General features: G+C 45.1%; 20 protein-coding genes, 3 rRNA genes and 1 pseudogene (1 of these 24 cut by a window edge). 6 read left to right on the forward strand and 18 right to left on the reverse strand.

Features of this window, described 5'->3' with window-relative positions; genetic code table 11:
* The 3 genes from GSF13_RS10930 to rrf (GSF13_RS10940) form a co-directional block, all read left to right on the forward strand.
* Positions 1–1,158, forward strand: a 23S ribosomal RNA gene (locus tag GSF13_RS10930); it begins 1,820 nt to the left of the window's first position.
* A 239-nt stretch (positions 1,159–1,397) separates the two neighbouring features.
* A 5S ribosomal RNA gene (gene rrf, locus GSF13_RS10935) occupies positions 1,398–1,511 on the forward strand.
* Positions 1,512–1,552: 41 nt separating this feature from the next.
* Positions 1,553–1,666, forward strand: a 5S ribosomal RNA gene (gene rrf / locus GSF13_RS10940).
* 332 nt (positions 1,667–1,998) lie between these two features.
* On the opposite strand, the gene GSF13_RS10945 is transcribed toward rrf (GSF13_RS10940), so the two are convergent.
* The 9 genes and pseudogenes from GSF13_RS10945 to ettA all read right to left on the reverse strand — a co-directional run bounded on the left by GSF13_RS10945 (position 1,999) and on the right by ettA (position 11,702).
* On the reverse strand, positions 1,999–3,456 hold the full coding sequence (locus tag GSF13_RS10945; RefSeq protein ID WP_174168456.1) for a HAMP domain-containing sensor histidine kinase: 1,458 nt from the start codon (positions 3,454–3,456) through the stop codon (positions 1,999–2,001).
* Positions 3,453–4,184: a response regulator transcription factor gene (locus GSF13_RS10950; RefSeq protein WP_174168457.1), complete on the reverse strand. Its 732-nt coding sequence runs from the start codon at positions 4,182–4,184 to the stop codon at positions 3,453–3,455. The genes GSF13_RS10945 and GSF13_RS10950 overlap by 4 nt, the downstream gene beginning before the upstream one ends.
* 52 nt (positions 4,185–4,236) lie before the next feature.
* Complete coding sequence (locus GSF13_RS10955) at positions 4,237–4,944, reverse strand: spondin domain-containing protein (RefSeq protein ID WP_102056368.1); 708 nt, start codon at positions 4,942–4,944, stop codon at positions 4,237–4,239.
* A gap of 9 nt (positions 4,945–4,953) precedes the next feature.
* The gene (locus GSF13_RS10960; protein WP_174168458.1) at positions 4,954–5,652 is read right to left on the reverse strand and encodes a spondin domain-containing protein; all 699 of its coding nucleotides are present in this window, start codon (positions 5,650–5,652) and stop codon (positions 4,954–4,956) included.
* Between the two features lie 244 nt (positions 5,653–5,896).
* Complete coding sequence (locus GSF13_RS10965) at positions 5,897–7,864, reverse strand: FAD-dependent L-amino acid oxidase (protein WP_174168459.1); 1,968 nt, start codon at positions 7,862–7,864, stop codon at positions 5,897–5,899.
* 364 nt (positions 7,865–8,228) lie between these two features.
* Positions 8,229–9,259 (reverse strand): annotated as a pseudogene (locus tag GSF13_RS10970) (glutathionylspermidine synthase family protein).
* 36 nt (positions 9,260–9,295) lie between these two features.
* Complete coding sequence (locus GSF13_RS24730) at positions 9,296–9,391, reverse strand: glutathionylspermidine synthase family protein (RefSeq protein ID WP_249122767.1); 96 nt, start codon at positions 9,389–9,391, stop codon at positions 9,296–9,298.
* Between the two features lie 53 nt (positions 9,392–9,444).
* Positions 9,445–9,810 carry a PilZ domain-containing protein gene (locus tag GSF13_RS10975; RefSeq protein WP_010378318.1) on the reverse strand — a complete coding sequence of 122 codons (366 nt, stop codon included), beginning with the start codon at positions 9,808–9,810 and terminating at the stop codon, positions 9,445–9,447.
* 227 nt (positions 9,811–10,037) lie between these two features.
* Complete coding sequence (gene ettA / locus GSF13_RS10980) at positions 10,038–11,702, reverse strand: energy-dependent translational throttle protein EttA (RefSeq protein WP_010604458.1); 1,665 nt, start codon at positions 11,700–11,702, stop codon at positions 10,038–10,040.
* A 462-nt stretch (positions 11,703–12,164) separates the two neighbouring features.
* On the opposite strand from ettA, the gene GSF13_RS10985 reads away from it, so the two are divergent.
* Both GSF13_RS10985 and GSF13_RS10990 read left to right on the forward strand, forming a co-directional pair.
* Entirely contained in the window at positions 12,165–14,105 is a 1,941-nt protein-coding gene (locus GSF13_RS10985) for a LodA/GoxA family CTQ-dependent oxidase (RefSeq protein WP_211868270.1), read from the forward strand.
* An 11-nt stretch (positions 14,106–14,116) separates the two neighbouring features.
* Positions 14,117–15,196 (forward strand): tryptophan 7-halogenase, encoded by a 1,080-nt coding sequence (locus GSF13_RS10990; RefSeq protein WP_174168461.1) that lies wholly within the window; start codon positions 14,117–14,119, stop codon positions 15,194–15,196.
* 156 nt (positions 15,197–15,352) lie between these two features.
* Here GSF13_RS10990 and GSF13_RS10995 read toward each other — a convergent pair whose 3' ends face one another.
* From GSF13_RS10995 to GSF13_RS11035, 9 genes are all read right to left on the reverse strand, one after another.
* A complete protein-coding gene (locus tag GSF13_RS10995) occupies positions 15,353–16,648 on the reverse strand; it encodes an ATP-binding protein (protein WP_249122768.1) in 1,296 nt (431 codons plus the stop codon).
* An 8-nt stretch (positions 16,649–16,656) separates the two neighbouring features.
* A complete protein-coding gene (locus tag GSF13_RS11000) occupies positions 16,657–18,027 on the reverse strand; it encodes a sigma-54 dependent transcriptional regulator (protein WP_211868273.1) in 1,371 nt (456 codons plus the stop codon).
* A 68-nt stretch (positions 18,028–18,095) separates the two neighbouring features.
* Positions 18,096–20,483, reverse strand: a complete 2,388-nt coding sequence (locus GSF13_RS11005) for an FtsX-like permease family protein (RefSeq protein WP_206471241.1) — start codon at positions 20,481–20,483, stop codon at positions 18,096–18,098.
* Complete coding sequence (locus GSF13_RS11010; protein ID WP_211868275.1) at positions 20,480–21,187, reverse strand: ABC transporter ATP-binding protein; 708 nt, start codon at positions 21,185–21,187, stop codon at positions 20,480–20,482. Before GSF13_RS11010 ends, GSF13_RS11005 begins: the two co-directional genes overlap by 4 nt.
* Before the next feature lie 18 nt (positions 21,188–21,205).
* Positions 21,206–22,453: an HlyD family efflux transporter periplasmic adaptor subunit gene (locus GSF13_RS11015; RefSeq protein ID WP_211868278.1), complete on the reverse strand. Its 1,248-nt coding sequence runs from the start codon at positions 22,451–22,453 to the stop codon at positions 21,206–21,208.
* Positions 22,454–22,688: 235 nt separating this feature from the next.
* Positions 22,689–23,627 carry a polysaccharide deacetylase family protein gene (locus tag GSF13_RS11020; protein WP_211868280.1) on the reverse strand — a complete coding sequence of 313 codons (939 nt, stop codon included), beginning with the start codon at positions 23,625–23,627 and terminating at the stop codon, positions 22,689–22,691.
* 2 nt (positions 23,628–23,629) lie between these two features.
* The gene (locus GSF13_RS11025; RefSeq protein ID WP_211868282.1) at positions 23,630–24,181 is read right to left on the reverse strand and encodes a YbhB/YbcL family Raf kinase inhibitor-like protein; all 552 of its coding nucleotides are present in this window, start codon (positions 24,179–24,181) and stop codon (positions 23,630–23,632) included.
* A complete protein-coding gene (locus GSF13_RS11030; RefSeq protein ID WP_211868284.1) occupies positions 24,178–25,299 on the reverse strand; it encodes an alkene reductase in 1,122 nt (373 codons plus the stop codon). The genes GSF13_RS11025 and GSF13_RS11030 overlap by 4 nt, the downstream gene beginning before the upstream one ends.
* A 13-nt stretch (positions 25,300–25,312) precedes the next feature.
* Entirely contained in the window at positions 25,313–25,732 is a 420-nt protein-coding gene (locus GSF13_RS11035) for a VOC family protein (RefSeq protein WP_211868286.1), read from the reverse strand.
* Positions 25,733–25,844: 112 nt separating this feature from the next.
* On the opposite strand from GSF13_RS11035, the gene GSF13_RS11040 reads away from it, so the two are divergent.
* Positions 25,845–26,771 (forward strand): LysR family transcriptional regulator, encoded by a 927-nt coding sequence (locus GSF13_RS11040; protein WP_174168470.1) that lies wholly within the window; start codon positions 25,845–25,847, stop codon positions 26,769–26,771.
* Positions 26,772–26,841: the final 70 nt, after the last annotated feature.

A 26,841-nucleotide genomic window follows, 5' to 3' on the forward strand; every position in this document is an offset into this window, starting at 1 on the left:
GAGCCGCAGTGACCAGGTGGCTGGGACTGTTTATTAAAAACACAGCACTGTGCAAAATCGTAAGATGACGTATACGGTGTGACACCTGCCCGGTGCCGGAAGGTTAATTGATGGGGTTAGCTTAGGCGAAGCTCTTGATCGAAGCCCCGGTAAACGGCGGCCGTAACTATAACGGTCCTAAGGTAGCGAAATTCCTTGTCGGGTAAGTTCCGACCTGCACGAATGGTGTAACCATGGCCACGCTGTCTCCACCCGAGACTCAGTGAAATTGAAATCGCAGTGAAGATGCTGTGTACCCGCGGCTAGACGGAAAGACCCCGTGAACCTTTACTACAGCTTGGCACTGAACATTGACCCTACATGTGTAGGATAGGTGGGAGGCTTTGAAGCAGGAACGCTAGTTTCTGTGGAGCCGACCTTGAAATACCACCCTTGTAGTGTTGATGTTCTAACTTAGGCCCCTGAATCGGGGTTGAGGACAGTGCCTGGTGGGTAGTTTGACTGGGGCGGTCTCCTCCCAAAGAGTAACGGAGGAGCACGAAGGTTTGCTAAGTACGGTCGGACATCGTACGGTTAGTGTAATGGTAGAAGCAAGCTTAACTGCGAGACAGACACGTCGAGCAGGTACGAAAGTAGGTCATAGTGATCCGGTGGTTCTGAATGGAAGGGCCATCGCTCAACGGATAAAAGGTACTCCGGGGATAACAGGCTGATACCGCCCAAGAGTTCATATCGACGGCGGTGTTTGGCACCTCGATGTCGGCTCATCACATCCTGGGGCTGAAGTCGGTCCCAAGGGTATGGCTGTTCGCCATTTAAAGTGGTACGCGAGCTGGGTTTAGAACGTCGTGAGACAGTTCGGTCCCTATCTGCCGTGGGCGTTTGAGAATTGAGAGGGGCTGCTCCTAGTACGAGAGGACCGGAGTGGACGAACCGCTGGTGTTCGGGTTGTGATGCCAATTGCATTGCCCGGTAGCTACGTTCGGAACTGATAACCGCTGAAAGCATCTAAGCGGGAAGCAGGCCTCGAGATGAGTTCTCACTTTGACTTAGAGTCAACTGAAGGGCCGTTGAAGACTACAACGTTGATAGGCGAGATGTGGAAGTGCTGTGAGGCATTAAGCTAACTCGTACTAATTACCCGTGAGGCTTAACCATACAACGCCAAAGTGGTTTACTAGAATTGTTCCAGACAATTCCTAGCATGACCTCCATCCATGGAGGCCTTAGCTAACAGAAGTTAATAGACTAAAGTAGACAAAAGAATTTAATAGCTTTTCCGGATTTAAGAATTAAACAAGGTGACCAACCTAAGCGGTATCGCGAAATCGGTTCACCTTGCGCAAATGGAATGCTCGTGCGAGGCACGATGTCATTAGACATTTGCACCCAGTTTTCCTGGTGACTATAGCGTTTTGGACCCACCTGACCCCATGCCGAACTCAGAAGTGAAACAAAACAGCGTCGATGATAGTGTGGATTACCCATGTGAAAGTAGAACATCGCCAGGGCCAAATTTAATATAAAAATAAGAACTAAAAAACAGTATTTTCCTGATGACCATAGCGTTTTGGAACCACCTGACCCCATGCCGAACTCAGAAGTGAAACAAAACAGCGTCGATGATAGTGTGGATTACCCATGTGAAAGTAGAACATCGTCAGGGCCCAATTAAAGAAACCCATTACATTAATGTAATGGGTTTTTTGCATTTTTAGTTCAATACATCGCGAGATAAACTCGCTCCAACCTCTGCATAAGCACAGTGCGACGTGGTAGGCGGTTTACCCGCCGATTTGTATGCATACACATCCAAGTCGAAAACGCTGAAGGCTTTCCCAATCTACAAAGTGATCACCTTCTCGAGATAAACTCGCTCTCACTACAGCATAAGCAAAGTGCAATATGGTAGGAGGTGGTTTATCCACCGATTTGTATATCTATACGTCTAGAATATGCTACTTTCCTGTAGGTACCTAAAGAAGGAGAATTAGCAAATCAAAGTGGCAGTGTAATTGTAAATTTACAACCTCGGTTTAGCTTGCTTGATACGCTAATATTTCCTTTTAATAATTTAACGAGCTCGTTTGTGATCGCAAGGCCTAGCCCTGCATTGTGTTTGCGGTTACTTAGGCTATTTTTGGCCTGAAAGCTAGCGTCGAATATATAGGGAAGATCAGCGGCGCTTATCCCAATGCCAGTATCATTAACACTCACTAAAGCAATATCTTGTTGCTGCTGTAATGTGAGCTGTATTTCGCCACCAGCATCAGTATGTCTGATAGCGTTATCGATGAGGTTTGATAAAATCCTGTCTAATTTCCCGATATCACTGTATACACTAACTTCGCTTGCTCTCGGGCTTATTGAGATGGTTATTCCGCGCCGTTTAGCTTGCAATGTAAATTTAGCCGCAACGTCATACATAAGTTCAAGTAGATTAAAGGGCTCAATATGAAGTTTGGTATGTCCTGCTTCTAGATGGGCGAGTTCAAAAATTTGCGCGATAAGATGATTGAGCTGATTTATATTTTTGCTGGCAATTTTGATGTGTGAAACGATATTTGTGTCACTCGTTTGTTTTTCTATCAGTTCGATGTAACCTTTAAGCGAGGCAAGTGGTGTGCGGAGATCGTGGCTTAGCTGTGAAAGTAGTTCTTTACGTTGTTCATCTTTGAGGTTAAGTGTGGTTAATTGCTGCTGAATTTTATCCAGCATAGCATTGACGCTGCGACCCAGCTGATGGATCTCATCATGTTCTTCGGGCCAATTTATTTGAGCATCACGACTAATATTAAACTGGTTTTGGCTGACATGATCTATATATTGAGTCAGTCTGGACACGGGCTTAGTGATTTTATTAAGTAGTAGCAGGACAACAACCAGCAAAAAGAACAAAGTGCCTAATAACCAACTTACACCAAGCATCACCTTGTCTGAATTTTTTAGTTGCTCAATAATGCTATCGTATTTTGATGAGCCGATGATGATATATAGATAACCCTGCAAAATATCTTGATTAAATACAGGGGCTACAGAGAAAATTTTACTGCCGTTAACGCTCCTCGGATCATCTCCAAATACAGGTAGTTGGCTATCGCTCTTTAGGAGTTTTTTTAAAGGGGTAACATCAATTTTCTGACGTTTAACCTCTCCAGGGGCGGCAGAGTAAGTTAATAACTTACCTTCAGGGGAGACGAAGTAAAACTCGAATGAGGGGCCTAAGAGCATCAAGGTGTGAAATAGATTACTCAAACCGTCATAGTCGTACACTCCCTCTTTTATCAAGGGATTATCGTCAACAAGATGGGTCGCAAGTGCGAGGTGTAATTGTTGTTCTGCTTGAGACTTAGAGACTTGAGATAGCGCTTGAGTCCACCACACAAAAATCGCTGCAATGACAACGAAAGTGACAAATAAGATCAGTGCGAGTTTTTTGTAGAGTGAGAGCTTCATACGCTTTGCCCGTAAAGAGAGGCTGAATTTAATTTGTAACCAACACCCCATACTGTTTCTATCACCGTATTATTTGAAATAGCTTCAAGCTTTGCCCTCAGACGATTAATATGGGAGTTAACGGTATGCTCGTATCCTGAGTGTTGGTAGCCCCATACTGATTCTAATAACTGGGTTCGAGAAAACACGTGATTTGGGTGTTTAGCAAAAAACTGCAACAGCTCAAATTCGGTTGCAGTAAGGTCTAATCTAACATTAGCCAACGAAATTTCATGACAACAGGCATCGATAACTAAGTTTCCAACTGCAATTTTATCGCGTGGGAAGTCCACATTTTCAGTCTGCATTGGTTGCTTAAGTTGCCTGACATGGCGTAGCTGCGCTTTCACTCTTGCTTGCAACTCTCTCGTATTAAAAGGCTTGCATATATAGTCGTCCGCACCAACTTCTAGTCCAATGATCCTATCGATATCGCTACTTTTTGAGGTGACGATGATGACACTACTCATAGGGTGAAGCGCCTTAAGCTCTCGACAAAGGGTTAGTCCATCCATATTAGGTAGCATTAAATCCAGTAAAATCACGGCAAAATCGTTCGCTTTAGCAGCCGACAATACTTGACTGCCGTCGGCAACATGCGTGACCTCTAAAGCTAACTCCTCTAAATGCACTTGGAGTAATCTCGCTATGTCTAAGTCATCTTCAACTAGCAACACGGTTTCTAACATAAATAGCCCTTTATGAAAGCGCAAACGCCTATGGCAGACGTTTGCGCATAGGCTATTTAATTCTCTCGATAGTGACTGCAAGCAGCGGGTTATCAAATTTATGGATACTAGTGAGCGTTGAACTTTGGAGTCCATCATCACTACCAACTACACCACTGTGCATCGTCACCATGTTGTGATTATCGTTGCGCTCTGCGTTAAAGCCCTCACCGCTGTCTGCTGGGCCTGGTATGGTTCCCGCGGCTTCACTATTCAGCTCAGTGCCAGCATCGTAGGCAAGTGTTCGATACATTTGCACCTCACCTACGGGCAACGCAGAGACGTCTATAGCATTTAGACCGGAGAATCCATCATTGGTATTCACCATCATGGTTAATAGCGATAATTTAAGCTCAGAAAGGTCTGTAGTTTTGATGGAAAGGTTGGTTGTCGCACCGGGGCCTAAAGGTCCATCCGTTGAGACGGATGCTTGTGTCATCTCGTCGGCTATAATATCGCTGTTATTTCCGCCCTCTGCAAGTTGCTCTAATGCTTCACTTGCTGGCATGCCGACAGTAAAGTAATGACCAGACTGATGAAGCAGCGCTGCAATTGGTGACATAGGCTGTGCGTGTGTAAGGTTCGTGATAGTGATGGCAAACTCATACTCAACTGGCTCTGGCTCAACCGGAGGCTCTGGCATCACCATATTATTGTCATTGTCTCCACATGCACTGAGCAGGAGCGCAGACATGGCAATTAATGCTAATTTCGCTTTCATAGCTCCCCCTTATTTTACGGTTACTGTTACTTTAGCTACGGGATTTAACCAACGGTGCACGGTGTTATGCAGATCGCTATTACCGCCGACTTGCTCGTTGTCACCTACGTTGCCTCTGTGAATATGGACCATGGTGTTTTCTTCACTTGCTGTGACGCTAGCACCTTGAGTTCCAGGAGCTGCACCTGGCGATGCCGGGATCCCTAAAATACCGGGTGCACCAGAGCCTTCGACAACCAATTCATTATTCGCTTCAGTACCCGCATCATAGGCATTAAGGTAAACTTCATAGGTGCCGGCAGCGCTTGGAATAGGCCACGCATTTAATCCTACAAATCCATCATTGGTAGGAAGTAGCATTGCCACAATTGAAAGATGCGTATTTCCCTCACTGGTAGATATCATCGCCATTGTAGAGCCTGCGGGTGCAAGTAGCCCCTCAGCTGGGTTGGCGACCATATTGGCGTTTGAGCTTTCGAGGATTTGTCCTAAAGCTGAAATGTCACCGCCTTCGGCCATGGCTTGCAATGCTTCAGAAGCTTGCTCACCGAGTTTGAAAAGAGCGGTATCTTGATTATGAGCAGCCACCAGTAAAGGCGTATAGTAAATACCGTGAGTGAGGTTAGTGATTTTTACTTCAAGGTCTTGTGCCAACGCAGCGCTTGATAAACACGTTGCGACTAATGTTGTCAGGATTTTTGCTTTCATGATGTACTCTTCTTATTAGGATTAACAGTCTCCTTATCATGGCTGCAAGATATTGAGATAGGCTCACGGAGTTATCACGTTTTTATCACAAAAGCGTAGAATACTTATCACAGGGCTCAGATCAGCGGAGCTTGGACTAACTTGAAATACGCCGGAACGGTTTTAGTTGATCGAAAACTATCAATTAGTTCTGCAAGGTAGGGATAATGAGGAGTAAAAAACTCCTCGTTACTAGAGAGGCGGGTTAGGGCTTATCGAAATAACTGAGGTTGACGCCAAGCACACTATTGGCATCAGCAAGCGTTACTTTGTCTTTAGTATTTGGCGAAAAATTAGGATCGATATATTCCATAATCATTTCATTAGCAATTTTTCGATAGGCGATTTGTATTGCTTCTGACGAGCTACAGCCTTGGTCTGTTTCAAAGACTTCGCTTAGTGGCGCTAAGCCAAACCCTTTTTGTAGCACTAAATCTGTCGAACGTAATGCGCCTTCTACCCAGCCCTGATAATCAGAGTAAGCTTCACCGCAGGTAAACAGATTTGGCAACGGCTCTACTAAATCTTCGATGACGTCTTTATCATTCGCTCCAATCGCCCATTGATGTACACCAAAACCAAATTGAAGATTTTCAGGGACATTGAAATTCACGTTCCCTTCCCAAATTCGAGCGCTTGTGAGGGTGGGCTGTGGAACATAATGTGTATTAAAAATGTCTTTAAAGAATTGTGTCGCTTGTCGTACAACCGCTTCCGAGGCTGGAAATATATCACTGGGAATAGATTCAACGAGTTCCGACTCACGAGGGTGATGATAAAGCTCACCTTTATTTTGCAGTGCACTCCAAAAATTAATATTTAGATAATCACAGTAAATAGTCAATGCGGCTGGGCGACTGTATTTAGCGGCTTCTATCCCTTCGAGTTTGTGTTGGGTTTCAGAGTTAGGCTCGGCATGACGCTCGTTATACATAAGCGCGGCTGCGAGTTCATCATCTAAAGCATAAAAGGGATAAACAGAACCCGTTGGTAAATCGGCAAAGTTAGGTCCAAAGCTGACAGCTGGGCGGCCTGTCATGCCGGTTCCCCACCATGCAGTGTCGTAATATAAATTAATCTTCAGGAGCGGTTGGTTGCTTGTGCTTTGCAATGTATCCCATAACGCATCGCGCCGCTGCTTTGGTAGCTGTTTGAATACATCTGACGCTATGAACAACTTTTCAAGCGCGAGCCTTGGCAGCCCTAAAATAAGCTTTTCAGCTTTAAATTTTCCTTCGCTTATCTGTCCGTCTTGCTCGGTTTTGGTGTACTTAAGTACATAAAGATTGTCTGCTTTATCAAAGGCGATGCTATCGATGCTCGTTTGCAGGTAAATCTTCTCTTTACCTATTTTATCCACCAGCGCGTTTGGCAGGGTGCTAAAGCCGTCTTTAAAGGTTCTAAATTCGACATCTGCAGGAAAGTCTTCCAAAAGCTGATAGGCAACCCCCGCATTCATTTTCGATAAGAAGGTGCCATTAAAGCCCAAAACACGATACAGCATGGTGATACATTCTTGGCTATAACCCATATCAGTGAGTAAATCCCACAAAGACCAATTACATAGTGGCTCACCTTGCCATTGACATTGCAGACGGAAATCCTGCCAAAACTCTGGACCGCGAACCTCTGGCCTTGAATCGAACTGTGGATTCACTTGCAAGATACGATTAAAAACAACATTAATAATGTCTTTGGGATTAACACCTTGTTCGTTTGGGTCGAGGTTATAAAGTGCCGACCAAATATGATAGTCGTCTTGTTCGGCATCGTTTACCGAAAAGCTGGTACCGCGAAAGTAGAGCCGGTTATTACCGCCGCTATTCATGGGGAACGGGACTATCTGATCTTCTAGGCCTAACTTTAGAAAGAGGGCCATTAGGTCATCCATACCCTCAAATAGAAACCGCATACCACCTTGTTCTTCTTTGACTGTAATGGTGCTGTCAGGCTTTGCTCCTGCGCGGTTATCTCTGAAATGGATAAGATCTGAGTCCAATCTTCCACCTGTGCGGTTGCTGCGCTCAAAAATGGCGAAGTCATCAACGTCTGTTTCGCACTGTAATCGCCAAGCGCTATACAAACCAGACATGCCAGCCCCTATCACTGCGACTTTGACCGCTTCTGGAATGGGTTTTTGACTAATGTCTGTACCTATTTTGTAGTGAGTCATGTGAGTTCCTTAGTCGACGATGTCTCACACTTTTGAGGCTGACTGCTTTTATACCAATTGGTATTACTTCCTAGCTCGCTAAGTGATCTATAACGTATCTATGCACTCCAACCTGTTGAGTGCACTTCCCAAAAATTTGTTGCAACAAGCCAGGTATTGTTTTCTCAACTTGATGCAAAACCCAGTTACTACTTTAGTACACTGGTTAAGTTTGTGTTAATTTTTGCGGCGGGTTTTGCCAAGTGTTTGTCTAAAAAGCACGAATGGCATGAATTTAATAAGCTTTTATTCTCGGCTGAACACTAATTTGAGAGATGGAACACATTTGTTCCATACCGACTAAGTTATTTAATGTTCAATGAGTTTAGCCAACAATGATATGGGGTAAGAAACGGCTAAGATATTGGGTGATCAGGCTTTTATCTTCACGGACACCAATTCCAATCGCTTTATCGCCGACAATCCATGAGCCGATGAGCGTACTGAAGTCTGCAAATTTGGGTAAAGGTGAGTAAGCTTGATAAATATAACCTTCTTCGCCATATCCACCTGCAGACTGTGCAAGCAGCTGTTGATCTTTTCGGATTTCAATATTCGCGCCTTCGCGAGAAAATAACGGCTTCTTCACATAGTCGGACTCACTACTTGCAATTTTATGCTTGTCCTGTTCAAAGTATGCCGGTAACAGATTTGAGTGATTTGGAAAGGTTTGCCATAGCAAAGGTAAGATTACTTTATTAGATAAAATCGCTTTCCTTGGAGGCTCTAGCCATTGCACTTTTGCTTCCGATAATTGTTCGCTATATTCATCTTGAAACATAAATTCCCATGGGTATAGCTTAAACATCCATTGGATTTTTGAATCATCAAGGTCGACAAAGTGTTGGTTATCAAATCCGATATCTTCGATAAAAACTTGTTTCGTTTTGAGTCCAGCTTCCATCGCGCAACTGCGCATATATTGAATGGTGCCCAAGTCCTCAAAGCTTTCTTTGCAGCAAGAAAAGTGTTGGGGAGCACCACGGTAGCATTTATGCAGTTGATAACAGTGCCCATCAGCGTTTCTTGAAGGCCATTAAATCGATCCGCATTACGCGGTAACTTACCGGCTTTTACCTATTCTTCAAGCCACTACCAGTAATCCGTTTCGAATAAGCTGGTGGGCGTGTCGAAATTGGCCTCCAGCAGCTTGGCTGGTGACTTTCCATCGTAACTAAAATCAAAGCGACCATAGAGCGCTTGGTCTCAATGACGCTATGAGCGAGTCACTAATTCACATTGAGACTTAGAAATAGCAAACGGTTGCAGAAGAGACTCGTCATTACACACTAAATCGACAAAGTGTAAGCGCATTTGGTGGAGTTCGTCACTTGGATCTTCCAAGTCTTGCTCAATTTGCTTTAACGTAAATTGATAATATGCACTTTCGTCTCAATACTTTTCACCATACATAGTATGAAACTCAAAGCCGTGGGCTTTTGCTTGTTCACGCCAGCGTGGGCGTTCATCAACAGAAATTCTTAACATAAGTGTAAAATCGATCCGTCTAATATCAATTGGCTTAATTAAGCTAATTGATATTAATCATCATCGTAGGTGAGCTGCTCTAGCTCGCGATGAAGTATATCATCATCTCCCAGGTTAAGTTCAATAAGGCGCTTTAAATGCGTCACACTATCGAGATCGATTTGGCGGCAATGTACACCTAGATGACCTTCTTCAACGTGACGAACCTCTACCTCCATTGTAATTTGAATATCACTACCAGGTAGATAAAAGTTTAAACTTGCAGGGTCGTTTTTAAGTGGCACATAGCCATCGGGCAGGGTGAGTAATGCGCCATTGAGCGACAAATCCAAGATTTCGCAGCTAAAATCACCGCTTGAGGCCATAAACTGTGCCTCGTTTGAAAAAATAACTCTGGAAAAACGTCGACGTTCTTTCATTACTGATCCTAATAGTCCGTATAGGTAAAGAATAGCTTATATCATTGTGCTCGCTACTAACAATGACAATAAATTTATTGCGCTTGGATGGGATTGCTACTGCAATTTGATTTGCGACTTGCCTCCACAGTGCGGCATGAATAAAGCTAAGCAAGTATTAAAAAATAAAAAAGGCTCCTAACGAGGAGCCTTAGATTATCATCGTTGATAGACTAATGTTTTAGTTATTAGCCAATCTTCTTATATTTGATACGTTTAGGCTCTGCCGCCTCAGCACCAAAGGTCTTCTTCAACCATTCTTCGTATTCAGTGTAGTTGCCGTCAAAGAAGTTGATTTGGCCTTCATCACGGTAGTCTAGAATGTGGGTCGCGATACGGTCTAGGAACCAACGGTCGTGCGAGATACACATAACGCAGCCCGGGAATTCTAAAATCGCATTTTCTAGCGCTCGTAACGTTTCAACGTCTAGATCGTTGGTTGGTTCATCCAGCAACAGTACGTTACCGCCTGCTTTTAGTAGTTTTGCTAAGTGCAGACGATTGCGCTCACCACCAGACAGCTCTTTTACAAACTTTTGTTGGTCATTGCCCTTAAAGTTAAAGCGGCCAACATAGGCGCGGCTTGGTACTTCAAAGTTACCAATTTTAAGAATGTCTTGGCCGTTAGAGATCTCTTGGAATACGGTGTTATTACCGTCCATGTCATCACGGAACTGTTCAACAGTGGCGATTTCAACCGTTTCACCAATAGTGATGTTACCACTATCTGGCTGCTCTTGACCGCTTAGCATTCTAAACAGCGTTGACTTACCCGCGCCGTTTGCACCGATGATCCCAACAATTGCACCTTTAGGTACGTTGAAGTTCAAATCGTCAATCAACAATCTGTCACCGAAGCTCTTACGTAAGTTGCTCACTTCAATCACTTGGTCGCCTAAGCGAGGACCAGGTGGAATGAATAGCTCGTTGGTTTCGTTACGCTTTTGATAGTCGTTTTGCTGAAGCTCGGTAAACTGCGCCATACGTGCTTTAGACTTAGCTTGACGACCTTTTGGATTTGAGCGTACCCATTCAAGTTCTTTTTCAATCGACTTCTGGCGTGCTTTCTCTGATTTTTCTTCTTGCTTCAAACGTGCATCTTTTTGCTCAAGCCATGAAGAATAGTTACCTTCCCACGGAATACCATGGCCACGGTCAAGCTCTAAAATCCAGCCTGCTACATTATCTAGGAAGTAGCGGTCGTGGGTGATCGCTACCACTGTGCCCTCGTAGTCATGAAGGAAGCGCTCCAACCACGCAACCGACTCGGCATCTAAGTGGTTAGTCGGTTCGTCAAGAAGCAGCATATCTGGCTTCTCAAGTAACAGGCGGCAAATAGCAACACGGCGTCTTTCACCACCTGATAGGTGCTCAATTTTCGCATCCCATTCGGGTAAACGAAGCGCATCGGCAGCGCGCTCAAGCGCATTATCTAGGTTGTGACCGTCATGTGCTTGGATGATAGCTTCTAATTCGCCTTGCTCTTTAGCTAGCGCATCAAAGTCAGCGTCTTCCATTGCGTACTCTGCGTACACTTCGTCTAATCGATTCAGGGCGCGCTTAACTTCGCCAACTGCTTCTTCAATCGTTTCACGAACGGTTTTGCTTTCGTCTAGTACAGGTTCCTGCGGTAGGTAACCGATCTTAGTACCAGGTTGCGGACGTGCCTCGCCCTCGAATTCGTTATCCACACCCGCCATAATGCGAAGTAAGGTCGATTTACCTGCACCATTAAGGCCTAAAACACCAATTTTAGCGCCCGGGAAAAAGCATAAAGAAATATCTTTCAGAATAGTGCGCTTAGGTGGCACAACTTTGCTCACCCGCGACATGGTATAAATATATTGAGCCATGAGTTTCCAATCTCTTTTTTAAGTTAGATGTATTTTAGAGAAAGCCTTCCTGTGCTGCAATGTTGTGGACTACATGATATAAAAAATATAAGTTCCTTCGCTAATTAACTTGAGTTGTGGATAGTTAATACCTTTCTAGCAGTCAGTTCCAGTGCAAACGGTGTTTAATTACTAACCAATAGCTATATTGGTTAGCAAATTCGCCTTGCTTATAGGAAGCTGGCACCATAGCGAGAGAAGGATGCGGAAGCGGTGTTTTCCCTAAAATTCTCTGGTTAGACAAGGAGGTAAATTAAGTTGTACTTTAACAACAATGAGTTAGAACATTCCCTATCCAAATCTTAGATTAAGCAAAATATTTTCGTGTTTAAGTTGTAATTCGATGTAATGGTTTAAGTCAGAAATAGCTTCTACACTGCAGTAATGCTTCATGAATTGAACCACTGTAAAAAGGATTACAACATGTCACATCACTGCAATCAAAACCCCATTGTTTCAGCTGCCATATACCCACCCATAGGTGTAATGCGGGTTGGTAACAGCCCTGAAGAATTTTTTATTGGCCCTGAGGTCGATACCGCCATTCCAAGAGATATGAATTACTATCGCGATAGCACGGGAGCGTTGAAGCGCCAAGCCGCGCGTTTTCGTATTTATGGATTGGACGCCGAGGGCAACATCGTTAAAGAACTCACTTGCGACGATGGCGCTTCTATCATTTGGCATGCTCGCTTGGCTAATCAAAAAGCATCTTGGTATGAGTTTCAATTAGCGTTGGATATTCCAGAGGCGATGGAGGCCGAGCCGAGTTTACTGCGCAACCTCAATGTAAATGACCGTGACAGCTTGCTCATTGATGGTGGGGCGCAGCAGATCAGTGGTATTGCTTCTGGGTGTGGTTGTAGTCGCTTTGAAGGATGCTTTGCTGGTAAAAAAGTGTACTTAGGCGAAATGCGTACCGATGACAAGGGCCGCTTACTTATGCTTGGTGGACACGGGGTGTCAGAAAATCCTCAAGGCCACGAGGCGATCACGTTCGGTAATAATGAAGGCTGGTACGACGATACTTCGGACGGCCCTGTAACTGCTGAGGTGAAATATCAAGGCAAAGCACTTGATGTGAAACCTGCATGGGTTATTTGTGCGCCACCAGATTACGCACCAATGCAAAAATCTCCGCGAACCATGTGGGATTTAATGCGCCAGGTTGCAGTTGATGCCAAGATGCTACCAGCACCTGAAGGTAACCCCTCCTTTAGTAAAGACATTCTGCCAATTTTCCAAAGGTTAACCGATTTACAATGGGTTAATGCGGGATTTGCCGCAGGGTTTGGCTGGAATAGCCCCTTTGATTTTACTTCAGAGACTTGGATCAGCCGTTTAAATGACAACTCACGCACATGGCAAGAATCAAGACGTAATCTCTTTAATAACTTTAGACAGATAGAAAAAGTCACCACAGCGGATGAAAAACATAGTTGGGATCCTAAATTTGCTGCTACCGCACCGCAGCTGTGGCCTTGGTTGTACGGCGATGCGATGAGTGTAGATGCCGATGACTCGCCAAGGCAGTTTGTCACCCTGACAGAAATTCAGTTGAATATGTTACAGCAGTGGTCGAATGGCGAATTTGATTCTGATTACGACCCTTGTTATCGCCCCCCAACCAGCATTGATGAAATTCCGGTTGCTGAGCAACCAGAGATGTTAACTAAAGCGGCGATGGAGTTCTGTTTAGCAGATGCTTTCCATCCTGGATGTGAAATGACTTGGCCAATGCGTACAGCGGGCATGTATAGCGAGGCTTTCCGTCTTAAGCATTCAGAAGATACTGCACCGACCCACGGCACCAATTATGGCGTGGAAATGACATCAGAAATCGCGCTGCATTCGAGCGGCCCATTAAAAACGGGGCAGGTTGCTGGTGGCATTACGCGTTGGATGGCCATTCCTTGGCAAACAGATACCGCGAGTTGTCGCGATGGCTACAATGAAGCTTACGAGCCTTATTTACCGACCTTTTGGCCTGCACGAGTGCCAAATAATATGCTTAGCGAGCAAAATTATCACCGGGTAGTCGATGAAACTAGGCCATTTGCAGAGCGACAAGCAGCATTTAATGACAGGGAGCTGTGGCTAAACGATTTGCCGATAGGCCCTTCAAACAACTATATTGAGCAGATCAACAGTATGATCACTGGGTTTGGTCAATTGGCGGTGGTATTACCGAAGACAGAAAAAGGCGTAACAGGTTTTCCAACCACCATGCAAGTAGGGTTAACACCAGTCAAAGCTGATCACAAAGCAGAAAAACTGCTGATAGCAAGTCGTAATGAAAGCATGCGAGATTGTCGTCCTGATTTGTCACAAACCGACAAAGCACACCGCCGGAATCGCAAATAATAAGGGCTAATATGGCTGAAAGGAAATCGGATATTGTAATTGTAGGTGCAGGCATTGCAGGATGCATTGCTGCACTTGCCTTGCATCCTCACTATCAGGTGATAGTAGTCGATAAGCTCGCCGCAGCTAAAGACAAAGTGGGCGAGTGTTTACCGCCTGCGGCGTCTAGAATTCTCAAAAAGCTTAACTTGTTGCACTTACTACAAAGCCCGGAACATCTCACTTGTCACGGTATGATTTCGTTTTGGGGTAGTGAATCGCCTACCATAGTGGATAACGTTAAAAACCCCGATGGTTTGGGGTGGCACATTCATAGGCAGCATTTTGAACAGCAGCTTCGTGATCAATTAGTGCTTCGTGGTATCCCTTTATTATCTCCTACAAAGCTCACTGATGTGGTGCAAACACAATCAGGGTGGCAAGTTAGGGTTGAAGGCTGCGACACTGACATGTCTATCACGACAACACTGCTTATTGATGCCACCGGTCGCGCCTGTCATCTAGCGAGGCGACTCGGTGCAAAACTACAACAGTTTGATAAGCAAATGGCACTGTGGCTTACCGCAGAGGTTGCCACGACGAAACAGTTTGCGGTGATAAGCGATGAAGAAAATGGCTGGTGGTATAGTGCGCCGAGCGCGGCATGCTCTTCACTCGACCCTAATATGCAGCCTCGGGTGTTTTCTTGGCAGGCTTGCGCTGATGCGATCAAAAAGTGCAACATTACCAACGCTCAAGATTTTTTAGCCAAAGTAAAGCAGGTGAGGGGATTTAACACCTTAGTGGACTTGGTGAATATAGAAACAGCACACCTGCACCCAATGGTAAGTGCAAATTCGGCCCGTTTGGATAGTTGCGCAGCAAAAGGCTGGTATGCGGTGGGTGATGCGAGCATGAGCTTTGATCCGCTCTCTTCGCAAGGCATGTTGCATGCCATGACCAGCAGCATGCAACTTGCGGATATGCTGCTGTTGCACGGTACGGATTACAAACATGGCGCAAAACTATATCAGTCGCAAATGGATAGAGTGTGGATGCGCTACCTTGAGCATCGACAGCACTTTTACGAGGGGTCAAAGTTAATCGGTTAACACTTATTATTACTTGTTTGGACTAAAGCAAAGTTTGAATCGAAAGAATGCGGCAACATCTATAGTGGTGAAACCAATACCATTGCTGCTGGCCGTCAGTTGATTGCGATGCTTAAAATGTCTGAATAAATGTTGCCTAGAAGTGGCGGTGAACACTCACTTATTCACTGCCACCAGTGGAAGCTGAATATGAGCAATTGCGCCTTGCGCATCTTTACGATTGGTTAAGCTCAGTTTTCCGTTATGCTGTTCAACGATATTTTTAGCTAAGATGAGACCAATCCCTTTACCCGCTGCTTTAGTGGTGTAAAAAGGTACAAATAGGTTGTCAGCGTTCTTTATGCCATGACCTTCATCGAGTACTTCAATACCTGCGAATTTATGATTGTGGTACGCTTTGACGTAAACAGTATTGCGCTCACCTCCAGCTTCCAAGGCATTTTTAATCAGGTTTACAAGTGCCTGCTCAAGTAAGCTTTGATCAATTTGCAGCGTAAAGTTCTGTTCAATGGTTAATCTCACGCGATTGTCAAAAAGCCCTACGAGCGGCGTTAGTAAGTCACTTATTGATATCGCTTCTATATGAAGTTGATGCTGTTTTGCAACGCTTGCATAGCGATTAACAAATGACATCAGGCCATCGCTGCGCTGCACAATCACGCCAAGCGCTTGTTCAAAATCGGCTTGATTTTCTTGCGTGGTGGGAATTTCTATCAAGGTTTGAGCAAGTGACTTAATCGGCGAGAGAGAATTATGAATTTCGTGGCTGAGCACTCTGATCATTTTTTGCCAAGCGTCGCGCTGAGCTTGACTGACAACCGCTTGCACATCGGTTAGGATCACCAAGTGCGCCTGCATGCCTGCAATGGTAAGCTCACTATAGCGAAGTTGCCACTCATCACCGAGAGTAGGGTGGTTAAAGTGCCAATGTCCACTATGATACTCAAGGCTGAACTTATGCGCTTTTAATAAACGAAGGCTTTGCCATGGTTTGCCAATCCAATTTGAGAAGGCTTCATTGGCATGCACCAGTGCAGTATTGTTATCGAAAATCGCGATGGGGCTGGGCAGTTGTTCAATGAGTCTGAACAGTAATATGGCTTGGTGGTCTCGCTCTGATTTGAATGATTGCAGCTGCTGACATAATTGCTGTGTTTCTTGCAGCAAACTGTGAAGAATTCCCGAGCTGTCAGAGGTGTAAAAGCGCTGCCCATACTCTTCGTTTTTAATCGCCTCTATGGTGGTTGAGAGGTGATAAAAAGGTTGTATTACGCGCTGTTTAAAATGATACAGCAGCAGTGCGAGCGGACAAAGGACAAGGATAAAGTAGGTGATAACACTGAGTGTTGATGCCTCAAGGATGACCATAAAAAAAGCGCTGAGCACGGTGAACAGCAACCAAATAACCAGGCAAAAAATCTCGATAGTCTGTTCAAAGTTAGGCTTTTTCATAGGCAAGCTCATCGTGTTTTGATATCAAACTTATCAAGGCGACGATATAGGGCACTTTTACTGATCCCAAGTAAAACAGCAGCATCTTCCACATTATCATGGCATTGGCACAGCGCCATTTTAATCAACTTTTGCTCGGCTTGATCTAGCGTCATCATTTCGGGCTCACTCTGCTCTGTGGTTACCACAGATTTTAAAGAAAGCGCGCTTTCTTCAATTTCAGTGCCATCACACAGCAAAATCGCACGTTCCATTATATGGCTAAGTTCACGGATATTACCCGGGAATGCGTAACTTTGTAGTCTTGTTTGTGCTGCATGAGACAAGGGTTTTACGTCTAGTTCGTAGGTCGTTGCGTGCTTTTGAATAAAAAAGTCGGCCAGCGGAATTATCTCTGTACGACGCAAGCGCAGTGGTGGGATCTCAAACTCCATTGTATTTAGTCTGAAATACAGGTCACTACGAAATTGACTTGCTTGTTGTTGCGACTCTAAATCTGCATTAGTTGCGCTAATAATTCTACAGCTTGCATGCTGCGTTTTGCTCGAGCCAACAGCTTCATATTCCCCTGTTTCTAATACTCGTAGTAGCTTCGTTTGTTGAGGCTCTGTGAGTGTACCTACCTCATCCAAAAACAAAGTCCCTTGCTCAGCCATTGAGAAACGACCTTGTCTATCCTGTTTAGCGTCAGTAAACGCACCTTTCACATGGCCAAACATTTCGCTTTCAAACAGTGACTCTGGAATAGCCGCCATATTGGTACTCACAAAGTTGCCTGTGATGTTACTTTGCTGGTGGATGTAGCTGGCAATCTGTGATTTTCCCGTACCATTTTCTCCTCTAAGCAATATATTCGCTTTGGTTTTGGCAATGCGATCAAGTTGGCTTTTTAGCGCTTGCATCGTAGGGCTTAACCAGAGTAATGCATCAGCTGGTTCTGCATTTGGCACTATTTTAGCTGTAGTTTGTTGGAGGGGAGCAGGTTGTTGTTTTGCAGCGATTTGCTTTAGCCCTAAATGCTTTTTCACCATCATTACTACGGCGTGGTTGTCCCAAGGCTTGGCAAAAAAGTCTTTGGCGCCGCGCTGCATGGCTTCGACGGCGAGTTCGACGCTAGACCAAGCGGTCATCGCAATAAAGGTTGCGCTACTTTGGCTTGCATACTGACTCAAAAAAGCGAGACCTTCATCGCCGGATGTCGTATCGAGCTCATAGTTCATGTCTAGCAGTACAATATCAATGTCGTGCGCATTGAGCTGCTTAGCGGCACAATAAAGACTACTACTTTGGAAAATGGTAAAACCGTGGTTTTTTAGTAAAAACTGTAAGCTAAGGCGGATATCGGCCTTGTCATCAACGATTAAAATTGAACCTTGCATAGTGTGTTGTAGGCAAAGAGCGTTTACACGCCACGCTTTGCCTACGCATTCCTGTTGTTATTATTAACTTATTCGTCTCTTAGCGCTTTAATGGGATCTTGGCTTATCACCCTTTGCACAGGTAAATAGCTTGCGATGAGCGCAATCAGCAGCATGATAGGGATTGTCACGATAACAGCGAACCAGCTCACGGAAATAGCTGTTGTACTTATCTTTGTCAGTATCCCATATCCGATTGCAACGGTTAATGCACTCACTCCAAGGCCAATCATTACCGGTGTTAGACTCTGCTTGAGCACTTGTGCTATCAGTTTGTGTGTATGTGCGCCCAACGACAAGTGAATGCCAAGCTCATAGCGACGCATTTGTACGCTGTAGTTGAGCACGCCGTAGATCCCGGCGCCAGCTAGGCTTAAGGTAAGGGCTAATAGAGCGACAGTCAACATTGCTTGCAGCCAAGTTTGTCTTAACCTCTGGGTTAGCATGCCATCTACAGGCTCAAAAAAAGCAAAGTTTAGACTCGGATGAATGACCTTGAGAGCATGAGTTAATTGGACTTTTGACAGTGCAGAATTCCCCTTGATAATAAAAGATGTGCTGCCTTCAGTGACAGGCAAGTAATAGCGCTCTAAGGTATAGCCTCGGTTGCCCGTAGGTACGTAAATATCACTCACAACCCCAACCACTTTTCTTGGCACCTCTCTGTCAGCATAGAGGGTTTGACCGATTGGATTTTCATCTTTGTACAAACGCTTAGCGAGTGAGGCCGAGAGAATTATTTCATTGTTGTCTGAGCCTGAGGCCATGATCGGTGTAAACCGGCTTCCTTGCTCAAGTGGTAGTGAAAGCGCAGTGAAACCGTCTTCGTCGTAAAAGGACAAACTGACGATACCGATCAGCGCAATATTTTGGTCATACAAATAATTTTGCCATCCCATTTGCAAAGGCGAAGCATAACTTGCCGATATCGATGTGATGCTCGCTTGATTGGCTAAAAGCTGTTTGATTTGCTTGCCAAGCTCAAAGTTATCGATTCCTGTGGCACTGCCGTCGATACGGACATAGTACAAATGCTCAGTATCAAACCCAGTGGGATGGGTCATTTGCGCGTATGCGGGAACTAATTTGTTGGCTGCAAGAAAGAGTAAAATACTGGCAAAGCATACTTGTAATGCCACCAACACTTGACGAGTACGCTTGGAAATTTGCGCGCCAGTGCCTTTACCGCTGCTGTGTAGCGCATCTGTTAGGGCATGATAGTTTACTTGTTTGCTGGTAAACCAGGCGATGAGTAGCGCCATTATCAGACTCAGTGCACAAGCAACCACTATGGTCGGCCAATCTAGAGTTAAGCCCTGCATGCGACTAAATAAATAGCTCAAGTCGTTTGCTAACCAAACATTCAACCACTCGGCAAGCAATAATCCGAGTATAGTAGCTGCCCCCACTAACAGGACGCTTTCGCAAAACATACTGACAAAAATGTGAGTAGGCTTTGCCCCCAGTGCCGCTTGAATTGCCATGGTGCGCTGTTTTTGCGCAGCCCTTGAGAGAAATAAATTAACAACATTGGTCAGGGCAATGAGCACCAAAACCGCAGCTGAGAACAACAAGGTAATGGCGAGCTCATCACTTCGTGCAACTATTTTGTCGCGCAGTGGTGTAAACTGAGCGCCAATTCGCGTGTTAGGCGCTACGTTTTCACGGGATTGGTAAAGCGTGTTAATCTGTTCGCCCAGCGCATGATTCATCTGCTCAATGTTTACACCCGCTTTCAGTCGAGCGATACCGTTAAACTGGCTACTGATGTTATTCCAGTGCGAGGTGGTGGTGACAGGCTCCGGAAAGCTACTAAAGCCGCTAACGGGAAAGCCACCAAAGATCTCAGGCACTTCAAACGCTTCTCCCGTTACTCCGATAATTTGATAGCGTTCACGATCTATGGAGGTGTAGCTACCAACGATATCTGGATCGGCATTAAAGTGCGTTATCCAAGAATGATAACTCAGGACTAAAACTTTTTGTTCATCGCTGACGCCTTCGTCTTGCTTTAGCGCGCGACCAAGATGCAGTGGCGTGCCTAACAACTCAAAGAATTCGGGAGTCACTCGAATTATGTCTACCGTGGGCATATCCTTAATGTCCATAAAACGAGATGATACCAAGTGCATCATCGTCATTTTGTCGATAAATTGCTTATCTTGATATAGCTGAAACTGGGTGGAGAGCAGTTGGAATCCATATTGGGTTTCTCCATTAATGGTTTCGCTTTGATCGGTCACCCATAGCTTATCTGCATCAGGATAGGGGAGCGGTTGCGTGATCAATCTATGGTTGATATTAATCACTACCGTTAGCGCTGCTAAGGTTAATGCTAGGGTGACAAGTACGGTAAGACTAAATCCCGGAAGCTTCCTCAGATTTGACAGTGCGAGCTTAAATTCCTCTTTTATCATCCCACCATCTCCAAATTCATTTCATCCACCATCACCCCATCTAACAAGAACAGTTTACGTTTTGCCATGTCTGCATACCTAGGGTCGTGGGTAACCATACACATGGTTGTGCCTTGGGCGTTTAGGTCGCTCAGCATGTTCATTACGGCATCGCCATTTTTTGAGTCCAAGTTTCCTGTAGGTTCGTCAATAAGCAGAATATCTGGCTGATTGGCGAGTGCACGGGCGATGGCGATACGTTGCTGCTGTCCGCCTGACAGTTGATTGGGCTTATGTTCTGCTCTGTGGGTCATTTGTACTAACTCCAAGCAAGTCATTACCCGTTCTTTTAACGCAGTATTTGAGAGTGCAGTGCTACTGTACTTGATAGGTAAGGCGATATTGTCAAAGACGTTCAATTCATCAATGAGATTAAATGACTGAAACACAAAGCCAATATGTTTATTTCTTAGTGTGGCTCTTTGGTTGACGTCAAGGTTACTGACATCGTTACCCGCAATTGTGTAGGTGCCGGTGCTTGGGCTGTCTAATAAACCAAGAATATTTAGAAGTGTTGATTTACCGCAGCCCGATGGGCCTGAAATTGACAGATATTCGCCCTGAGTTACATTGAGGTTTACGCCACGCAGTGCCAGTGTTTCCATTCCGCCGAGGACAAACTTTTTAGTGATGTTTCTAAGTTCAATAACGTGTTTATTATTCATTGTTCTTCCTTTGGTTTGTTATTTGCTCAAAGTCACTACGGGTGTGTCGGCATAAGATGCCATATCCGACAAAATAAACTGCTGATTTGTCGAAGCGCCACTGAGCAGCTGAATGTGCTGTGACGTTTCTGCGCCATAGTGTACTTGAATTGCACGGGCTTGTTGTTTTTCTTTATCAACAAGATATAAGGTTGCTTGACTATAAGGTTTTGCACCGACGGGTTTGTCGATGAACAGTGCGGAACTCAATTTGTCGATAGAGACTTTTCCCTCAATATTTAGCTCGGGGCGAGCACTCGCGGGCAGACTTTTAGGCAGTGTCACCTCAACTTCAATATTGCCATTTTGTACCATTGGATTAATGCGCGACACTTGGCCTTCAATTAAGTCGTTACGGGTATTGATGCTCACATGCTGAGCCAGCTTTATTTGCTGGGCATAGGCTTGTGGGATCTGTAATTGCGCATATAAATCAGTGGTGCTGCCAACTAACACCAATTGAGTGCCAAGAGAGACACTTTGTCCAAGTTCCACATGAAGTTGCTGCAATACTCCTTTGATCCCAGCCCGTACAGTGAGCTTATTCACCCTATCTTGCACCAATAAAAATGCTTCATTACTGGCATCAATATTTGACTGCGCAAGCTGCAGGTTGGCTTTGTGTAAGGTCTGCAATTGTGATATTCGCTGTTGTTCAATATTAATGCGACGTTTTAGCTGGCGATGGGTAAGTACCGCGCGTTGGTAGTCGAGTTTAGAAACAACCCCATCTTCAACCAACTCTCCTTGAGCGCTAACCTCCAGCTCGGCACTTTCTAACTCAGATCTCAGAATTTCCAAATCCGCCTGATGAGACAGCAGTTCTCGTTGTTGATTGATATCGAGCTGTAGATATTGGTCTTGCGATTGCGCCAAACTGCGTTTGGCATCTTTTAAAGATTGGGCCAAATTTGCATCTTGTAATCTCATGATGATGCTGTCGGGGTTAACTTGTGCACCTGGGCGCAACACAATTTCTTCAACCGTGGCATCGCTCGCGGCACTTATCAAACGCGGCGTTTTCGATTTAAGCTGACCATATCCAGATACACTGACTTCTAAATCTCCTTGCTGGACCTCCGCAATCCATGTTTTTGCCATAGGCAAAGATGCCTGCGCTGAGGGCTGTATTAGCAGCCATATAATAACGATGGCGAAAATGGTTCCGCCAACAGCCCACATCCAGTTAACCTTGTTGCGCTTTTTATGTTCGACTTGTATATCCATGTTGATATCTCTGGTGGAATGAAGGTTGTTATTACTCAGTAGATAACAAGTCGCATGCCAAAATTTAATTTACTGAAATTATTAGATTTTTTGTTTTGTCTGTTTGCATGGAAGGAGTGCTTTTTGCGGTTTCGAAAATAAAAATTGTGGTTTTGGGAAGCTCGATTGTATTTGCAAGTGCGCAGAAGAAAATAGGCTCATCAATAGAGCCTATGAATTGCAGCGTTATTATTTGTTAAAACACGCGTTCTGGGTTGGTTGGTACGTCTTGCTGTTTTAGGGTCCATTTCGCTATGTCTATTTTGCGCATAAACTTAACCTTTGGGTGCGATTTAGCGTAGTGAATAAAGTCGTCAAGTGCTTTTACGCGTGCAGGGCTGCCTGCGAGCCTGTCGTGTGCGCTGATAGACATCATACGGCGCTGGGATTTTCCTTCTTCATAAAGCACATCAAACTCGTCTTTTAACTCTTGCAAATAGGCTTTTGCTGTCATTGCGGAGCTGCCGCCATAGCGTACGATATCGTTATTTCTAAAGGTATAAGGCACCACCACGAAGGGTTTGCCATTGACCGGGGTAAACGAAGGCTCATCCCGAGATAAGTCATCAATATGATAGATAAATCCAAGGGACTGCAAAATAGTTAAAGTTTGCTCAGAGTGGCGCATCCAAAATGCATTAAAGCCTTGTGGTCTTTGCCCGGTGATCTTTTCAAGCACGTCTGCACTGTGAATATAAGACGCCCGTTCTTCTTCGGGTGTCATCGAGTATTGTGGTGTCCAGTTTTGTCCATGACCTGAAATTTCATGCCCTTTTTCTGCCACCATTTTGGCAAGTTTAGGATTAAGCTCAGCAGCTTTTCCTACCATGTGGGACGTCACTTTGATGTTGTGCTTATCCCAAAGTTTAAGCAATCGTGGGATCCCTTCGTTCATACCATACTGATACCAAGTAGGAGCGACGGTATCGGGATAGCCCGCTTCTTGCTGAGGAAATGGCCCAGGATCGCTTGGGTCTTGCGCGGTTGCTTCAAACTGCATGGAGATAGAGATCACCAATTGAGCATCATCGGGCCAGTAATGGCCAGGCTCTACTTCAGCGCCGTGGGCTGTGCCTGCAAGCAGGGCAGTTGCTGTTAGTAGCGCTCGAATACTTGTGGTCAACGTGGTACGCATGGTTATTCTCCTGCGGCTCTTGGGCCGGCATACACAGAAAGTGTTGCCTGCGCTAAGCTATGCTGGTGGATAAAAAATCCAGTAAGTGGTGCCGTTGCACCAGCTGGCACGGGGAGTGTATCTACATCTAGTGCATGCACGGTAAAGGTGTATTTATGTTTGCGGCCAATAGGCGGGCACGGGCCAAAGTACCCAGGCTTTCCTAAATCCGTATTACCTTCAATGGCTTGGCTTGGTAAAGTTTCTGCAAGCCGAGTCGTGTCTTTGGGCAAGTTATACACTTGCCAGTGCCAAAATCCGCTGCCGGTTGGCGCGTCTTGATCGTAAAACGTCACCGCAAAGCTCTTGGTTTGTTTAGGTGCATTTGACCAAACTAAGGTTGGCCGTGTGCTGTTTCCCTCGCAGCCAAATTGATCCCAGTATTGAAATGGTCGAATAGATTTTTCGGCAACAAGATCTGGGCTTTCTAGTGTAAACTCAGATGCTGAAATTGCATCGGTTGCACCGAGTAATGCCATAGAGGCTAGGGATAAATGCAGTAATAATGGCTTCATATTGCACCTTTTGCTCTTAATTGTTGGAAATCTGCATAGTCGGTGTAGCCTTGCTCGCTACCACCAAACAAAGGCGCATCAGGGTTGATTGGACTCAAAGGCAATTGATGAGTTAGACGGTATACGAGGTCTGGGTTGGAGATAAACTTGCGACCAAAAGCCACAAAGTCAACTAGACCTTGCTCAATAAGGGCTTCGGCTTGCTCTGGTTCGTAATTGCCCGCCACAATAATGGCGCCGTGAAATTTTCTTCTTAGTGCTTGCCTAAAGCTCTCCGTCACGACCGGCGCATCATCCCAGTCCGCTTCTGCTAAGTGCACATAGGCAATGCCTAAGCGGTTAAAGTGCTCCGCGGCGAGCAAGATAGTATCAATGGCTTGTTCGTCTTGCATGCCACGTTGGGTAATAAAAGGCGCTAATCGGATCCCTACTTTTTCAGGTCCAATTGCTTGGCTAATCGCGGTGATAACTTCAACCGCAAAGCGAATTCGGTTTTCCTTCGAGCCACCATATTGATCATGACGTTGATTAGAGCTGCGGCGTAAAAACTGGTCAATTAAGTAGCCATTACCTGCGTGGATCTCGACGCCATTAAACCCCGCCATCATGGCATTCTCAGCCGCATGGACATAATCTTCGACTATGCTCTGTATTTCTTGGGTTGCCAGTGCACGTGGTGTTGGGCAATCGACCATTTCACCCACTCCTTTTTCATTGACCACCCACACTTGTGCGTCGGGCGCCAGTGCTGAGGGGGCGACGGGTTGGCCATCTTCATGAAAAGTGGAGTGAGACATACGACCAACATGCCAAAGCTGACAGAAAATACGGCCACCTTTTTGCTGGACTGCATGGGTGATTTCTTTCCATCCAGCAACCTGCGAAGCAGTATAAATTCCGGGAGTAAATGAATATCCTTTGCCCTGACAAGAGATTTGTGTGGCTTCACTAATGATAAGCCCTGCCGAAGCGCGTTGGGCGTAGTACTTTGCCATCAACTGGTTTGGAATATCTCCCGGTTGTGTTGTTCGAGAGCGGGTCATTGGTGCCATCAAAATGCGGTTTGGTAAGATTAAATTACCGAGTTTTTTCTGCGTAAATAACAATGGATCAGACATAGTATTCTCCTAATTATTGGACAAGTGAGTTGATGTGGCGTGGAAACAGCACTTCAATTTTTAGAGATTCAGGTGCAAAGATAAAAACCTGATGCTCATTGCTAATAGGGACATCTCGTTCCACGTAGCGAACGCCAAAATGCTCTAGTCGGGCGATTAAGCCGGGGTAATCGTCAGCACGAAATGCAATATGATCTATGTTGCTAGTACTCATGCTTGTGTTTTGCGCAGAACCAAGGTATTCAGCCTGTGCTTGGGTATGTGGTGATTGTTCAACCAGATGAATGAAAGGTTGCTGTTGGTCGCCATAGAACCACTTTCCTGGAAATGGAAAAGGTGGACGTAGGCCTTCTTTAAGCCTAAGCACCTGCTCAAAAAAGGTCGCCATTTTTGCCATGTCATGTGCTCTAAACAAAAAGTGATCTAACTGCATGGTGTGTTACCTCCATTGGTGTTAGCGATTTATGTGTTGAGAACAGTCTATTTGTTTATTAATATTTGATAATTGGCTTCTATATAAAATTACTTTTCATAAAAGGTGAATAATGAAAAGCAAAGCAGACGATATGGCGCTTTTTGTTCAAGTGGTGCGCTCTGATGGCCTGGCTGCGGCAGGGCGAGTATTAGGGCTTTCTCCAGCGAGCATGACCGCACGGATCAATGCACTTGAAGCGCACTATAAAACCCGTTTACTTACTCGAAACACCAGAAGTATCAAACTGACCGAAGCGGGAGAGCGGTTTTATCAGGGCTGTGTGCGAGTCATTGAGGAGGTTGCGGCGGCGGAGGCGCTACTGCAAGATGCCGATCCCGATTTGAGAGGCACACTCAAAATTGCAGCAAGCTCAGACTTTGGTCGTCAGTACGTGGTTCCCGCCGTTGCGGAGTTTGCCACGCAGCATCCACAGGTGGTGGTTAACTTGAGCTTGGGGGAGGGCTTGGTCAAATTAGTTGAGTCTGGCACTGATATCGCCATTCGTTATGGTAATTTAAATGATAGCAGTTTGATATCTCGGCCTCTGTTAAACAACCGCAGAATGCTGGTGGCTGCCCCAAACTATCTCGAACGGTATGGTACACCAGATTGCTATCAAGCATTACAGCAACATCGTTGTTTAGTACTGGAAAGAGCAGGACAGGCGCTAAACGATTGGTATTTTATCGACAAAGACACGCAAGCAACCATCATTGAAACCGTGCCTACCTGTTTAGTGAGTTCAGATGGAGAAGTATTGCGAAACTGGGCTATTCAAGGGCTTGGGATCACCATCAAGTCGTGGTTAGATGTTCACAAAGATATTAAAGCGGGGCGATTGGTGGAGTTGTTGCCAACTCAAACATTGGGATTTAGTCCAACGGACTCAGACAAAGTTGCGCTGCAAGCGATTTATCCATCTAGGCAGTTTCAACCTCGCCAAGTCAAAGCATTTCTGACCTTTTTTAGCGAGTATTTACAACAAATGCATGATTGATTTCATTTCATTGGAGTCTACCGAATTAGCCGTGCGTAAGTGATAAATATATGCATAATAAACGCTCATA

Origin of the sequence: Pseudoalteromonas sp. M8, assembly GCF_018141365.1 — a bacterium.
Classification (GTDB): Bacteria; Pseudomonadota; Gammaproteobacteria; order Enterobacterales; family Alteromonadaceae; genus Pseudoalteromonas.